This is a genomic window from Streptomyces goshikiensis (assembly GCF_014650555.1).
Lineage (GTDB): Bacteria > Actinomycetota > Actinomycetes > Streptomycetales > Streptomycetaceae > Streptomyces > Streptomyces goshikiensis.
In genome coordinates, this window is the sequence record NZ_BMVE01000033.1 from 1 (window position 1) to 3,776 (window position 3,776).

Annotated in this window: 5 protein-coding genes and 1 pseudogene; 2 read left to right on the forward strand and 4 right to left on the reverse strand. The window is 68.1% G+C overall.

The genetic code is table 11. The features are described 5' to 3' along the window. Positions 1-435 precede the first annotated feature (435 nt). Positions 436-972 carry a hypothetical protein gene (locus tag IE248_RS36960; protein WP_229895810.1) on the forward strand — a complete coding sequence of 179 codons (537 nt, stop codon included), beginning with the start codon at positions 436-438 and terminating at the stop codon, positions 970-972. A gap of 28 nt (positions 973-1,000) precedes the next feature. On the opposite strand, the gene IE248_RS36965 is transcribed toward IE248_RS36960, so the two are convergent. After that, complete coding sequence (locus IE248_RS36965) at positions 1,001-1,483, reverse strand: MarR family winged helix-turn-helix transcriptional regulator (protein WP_008744178.1); 483 nt, start codon at positions 1,481-1,483, stop codon at positions 1,001-1,003. 62 nt (positions 1,484-1,545) lie between these two features. On the opposite strand from IE248_RS36965, the gene IE248_RS36970 reads away from it, so the two are divergent. Then, on the forward strand, positions 1,546-1,914 hold the full coding sequence (locus IE248_RS36970) for a VOC family protein (protein WP_190033142.1): 369 nt from the start codon (positions 1,546-1,548) through the stop codon (positions 1,912-1,914). A gap of 387 nt (positions 1,915-2,301) precedes the next feature. Here IE248_RS36970 and IE248_RS36975 read toward each other — a convergent pair. The 3 genes and pseudogenes from IE248_RS36975 to IE248_RS36985 all read right to left on the reverse strand — a co-directional run. Beyond that, positions 2,302-2,898: pseudogene (locus tag IE248_RS36975) on the reverse strand (IS5 family transposase); the annotation flags it as partial. Positions 2,899-3,021: 123 nt separating this feature from the next. Further along, positions 3,022-3,312 carry a hypothetical protein gene (locus IE248_RS36980; RefSeq protein ID WP_008744182.1) on the reverse strand — a complete coding sequence of 97 codons (291 nt, stop codon included), beginning with the start codon at positions 3,310-3,312 and terminating at the stop codon, positions 3,022-3,024. Next, positions 3,303-3,665 (reverse strand): hypothetical protein, encoded by a 363-nt coding sequence (locus IE248_RS36985; RefSeq protein WP_190033143.1) that lies wholly within the window; start codon positions 3,663-3,665, stop codon positions 3,303-3,305. The genes IE248_RS36980 and IE248_RS36985 overlap by 10 nt, the downstream gene beginning before the upstream one ends. Between the last annotated feature and the right edge of the window lie 111 nt (positions 3,666-3,776).

The following is a 3,776-nucleotide window of genomic DNA, read 5'->3' on the forward strand; positions in this document are numbered from 1 at the left end:
CTCGGGCTTTCCTCCGGGCTTTCGTTCTTCGTTCTTGCGTTTCCGACTCTATCAGACTCTTTCGTGTCCGATTCCCGGTCGAAGCGGGTTTCGCTTTCCAGTTCTTCGCTTTCGCGTTTCCCTTTCCGGCGAGTCCGACTCTATCAGAAGTTTTCCACCGGATTTCCCGGTGTCGGACTTCGAAAGAAGAGACGACTGTGCCCACTCAGAATTCGCTTCTCTGTGGGCTCGTTACCGAACTTGTCCAGTTCCAGGCAACCGTTTAACTCTACATCACCGCCCCTGCCAGGTCAAAATCGGCGGGGTCGGCTGCTGAGACCTGGTCCCAGCAGCCGACCCCGCCCCCTCCCGGGGGGCAGGGAAGACCAGCACGGCCCTGGAGCCACTGGCGATACTCAGTGGAGCGGGTCAGGTGAGCGCCACAGGATGAGGCGTATGAACCAGCCGACCGCCCCGCACCGTGTGGAGTTCCTGCACCACCCCCACCCCGGCTTCCCGCACCTCACCGCCTGGGGGATCCGGATCGACGGCACCGACCTGCGCGTCCTCGTCGCGGAGGCGACCCGCGCGCTCTGGAACCGGGAGCTCGACGAGGACGACGACACGCCTCAGGAGCTCGAGGAGTTTCTGCTGCGCCAGCACGCCCCCCTGCACCTGGACGACGACGCCGACGGCACCCGGGGCCGTTCCCACTTCCTGGGCGACGCGCCACCACACCTCCGCGACCGCGATACCGGCGCTCTGTGTCTCTTGGGCTGCCCCTGCGGGATCGACGCCTGCTGGCCCCTGCTCGCCAGGCTCCGCGTCACGGCCACGCAGACCTGGTCCGGCTTCTACCAGCTCCACCGACCGGAGTGGGGAGAGCTGCCCCTGGGCCCCTACGTCTTCCCGCGCCCCGCCTACGAAGCGGCTCTGGCCACGCCCGTCCCCCTCGCCCAGGACCCCCTCGCCCCGCTGCTGGGCAAGGAGTAGCCACCCCCAGTGCGCCCGTGGCGGAGTCTCACGCTTTGCGGCGCTCCTGTAGAGGCGCACCGTCGCTGCCGTCCCGCAGGGAATGGACCATGCTCCGCAGGATCCGGAGCGCGGCCGACCGCTCAGTCTCGGTCATGCCGGCCAGCATTCTGAGCTCGACGGACCGGACCGCCACGGTCGCCTCCTCAAGGCTCCGTCGGCCGCTCGGCGTGAGCCGCGTGGGAAGGGCCTTCCCGACGGGTGCCTCCGCGGGCCTGGTCACGTAGCCCTCTCGCTCCAGGTTCTGGAGCAGCACGTTCATCGTTTGCCGGGTCACGAATGCGCCCCGCGCGAGCTCGGAGTTCGACAACCCCGGCCGCTGAGCCAGCAGTTCGAGACAGGAGTAGTGCGTCACGCTCATCCCGAGCGGCCGCAGCACCGCCTCCATCGCCGCGCGAAGCGCGCTCGACGCCTCTTTCAGCAGGTAGCCCAGTGACGTCTCCAGATCGACGCCAACACCGTTTTGACTCATGTCAGGATTCTGACATAGGTTGACCTGTGTCAGAAAACTGACACGAATGAAGGAGCGTCATCGTGCCCGTCACCGGCCCCGACTTCATCTCACTCCAAGCGCGCGACCTCGACGCCTCACAGGCGTTCTACGAGCAGTACCTCGGCCTCGTCCGCTCGCAGACCGGACCTCCGCACGCCGTCGTCTTCGAGACGAAGCCGATCGCGTTCGCACTCCGCGAGGTCGTTCCCGGCACCGATCTCGCATCCGTTACTCAGCCCGGCATCGGTGCCGCGATCTGGCTCCACGCCACAGACGTCCAGGCCATTCACGACGCTCTCGTCGCCGATGGCCACACCATCGTCTCCGCACCGATCGACGGCCCCTTCGGCCGGACCTTCACCTTCGCCGACCCCGACGGCTACCAGATCACCCTCCACGACCGCGCCTGATACACCCCCGAAACCCGCGGTCACGCCCGAGACCTCAAGAGCCCGGGCGCACAGTTCCCCAGCTCTCCGCTGCCGGTCGGCCGCCGGATCGCCGATGCCGCCGTTGTGCACGTCAGGGACTCTGCTGGTCACAATGCGCCGCTATCGCTGCGGCGGCTGACGGCACCGGCGCACTGGAGCACCGCCAACGATGTGGTCCAGGCAGCTACTGGCCTTGGTCGAAAGGCTCTCGCCGCAGGAGCCAACCTGGCGCCAGGCCGTGGAAGTGGTCGCCCTGGGTGCGTTCACCGGGTTCCAGACGGCCACCACCAAAGAGCGGCCTCACGATGCGTCTGGGCGGTGACCCACTGGGCCGGCGCCGACAGGACCTGTACGGCCGCCGAGGCCGCGCCTGGCGAGGGCCTTGTTCTGCTTGAGCCGGTTGAAGCAGCGTTCGACGACCTTGCGGCGTCGGTAGACCTCACGGTCAAGGCGGCACAGACTCTCGCCCCGCCGCAAGTGTCCGCTGATGTGGTCGACGCGTTCGGGGGTGGTGCGGGCGATACCGCGTGTGCGTAGGTAGGAGTGGATACTGCGGGACGAGTAGCCCTAATCGCCCACCACCCGCAGCGGCTGGATGCGGGGCCGGCCGGGCCCGGCCCGTGTGATGCGGATGCGGGCCACGACCGGCTCGAACTGGGTGCAGTCGTTGACGTTCCCGCCGGTGATCATGAACGCGAGCGGCCGGCCCTGCCCGTCACAGACGAGGTCGATCTTCATGCTCAGTCCACCGCGGGACCGGCCGAGCGCCTCGCCGGTCCAGGGCCCCTTTTTGGCTCCCGAGGCGTGCTGGTAGACCCGCACGATCGTCGAGTCGACACAGACGACTGACCAGTCCCCCTCGCCGATCGCGCCCGAGTGCTGCTGGACGCGAGCCAGGAGCCGATCCCAGGTTCCATCCGCGGGCCAGCAGCGGAACCGTTCGTAGACCGTCTCCCACAGCCCGTCGGCCGACGCCGGTCGGCACGCTCCCCTCCGTCAACTGCCATTCCGCGGACGGCTGTTGCAGTCGCTGCCTTGCCGGGCTTCCAGGCGAAGGGGCGGGCATACCCCCGGGGGCCGGCCGTGTCAGAGGTTCACGCGCTTGAGGTAGACCCGGCGGCGGTGGGGGATGGTCTGGTACCAGGCCAGAAGGTGTTCGTCCTCGTACGTACGCAGCCGCATCGGGTGCGGGTCCTCGTAGAGGCTGCCGTCCTTGGGGTCGATGGACATCGACGCGAGGTCGACCAGGCCGTCCATGACCGCGGTGACGAGCTGCTGCCGCTCCGCCGGCATGTCACCCAGCACCCACACCCGACTGGGATCGCACTCCCAGGCCCAGCCGGCGTCGTTCTCGACGCCCTCCCCCCTCAGGACCACTGACCGATCTCCCGCTGGGCCTCGGCGAGGATCCGGCTGCTGGTCTCCATGGCGGCCCGGAACTGCTCCTCCGTCGCCTGGGGGTCACCCGCGATGCGTTCTGCTTCGTGCAGCGCCGCGGCCCGCGCCGGCCACCGGTGGATCGCCACGTGCGTGGCCCACTTGATCAGGAAGAACCGCAGGGGATTGATCGCCCCGGTCTCGGCCGCCCGGTCGAACGCTTCGTTGCACTCCCGGTCGAGCACGGCGAGGCTCGCCATGTCGATCCGACGCACGGCGTCCCGCAGCGCTTCGCGCGTCATGGCCGGCTGGGGGATGAGGGGGCCGGGGCCTTCCACCTGCTGTGCTGTCATCGTGTCCTCCAGGGGAACGCGGCCAGGATACCCAGCCGGCCTGAAAAACTGTCCGTAAACGCAGAAAAGCCCCGCACCAGTTACCTGGTGCGGGGCTTCCCACAATGATTG

Bases quoted from the DNA above. Each gene is read 5' to 3' on its own strand.
- IE248_RS36985 (WP_190033143.1), bottom strand. From the start codon at position 3,665: ATGACAGCACAGCAGGTGGAAGGCCCCGGCCCCCTCATCCCCCAGCCG.
- IE248_RS36965 (WP_008744178.1), bottom strand. From the start codon at position 1,483: ATGAGTCAAAACGGTGTTGGCGTCGATCTGGAGACGTCACTGGGCTAC.
- IE248_RS36960 (WP_229895810.1), top strand. From the start codon at position 436: ATGAACCAGCCGACCGCCCCGCACCGTGTGGAGTTCCTGCACCACCCC.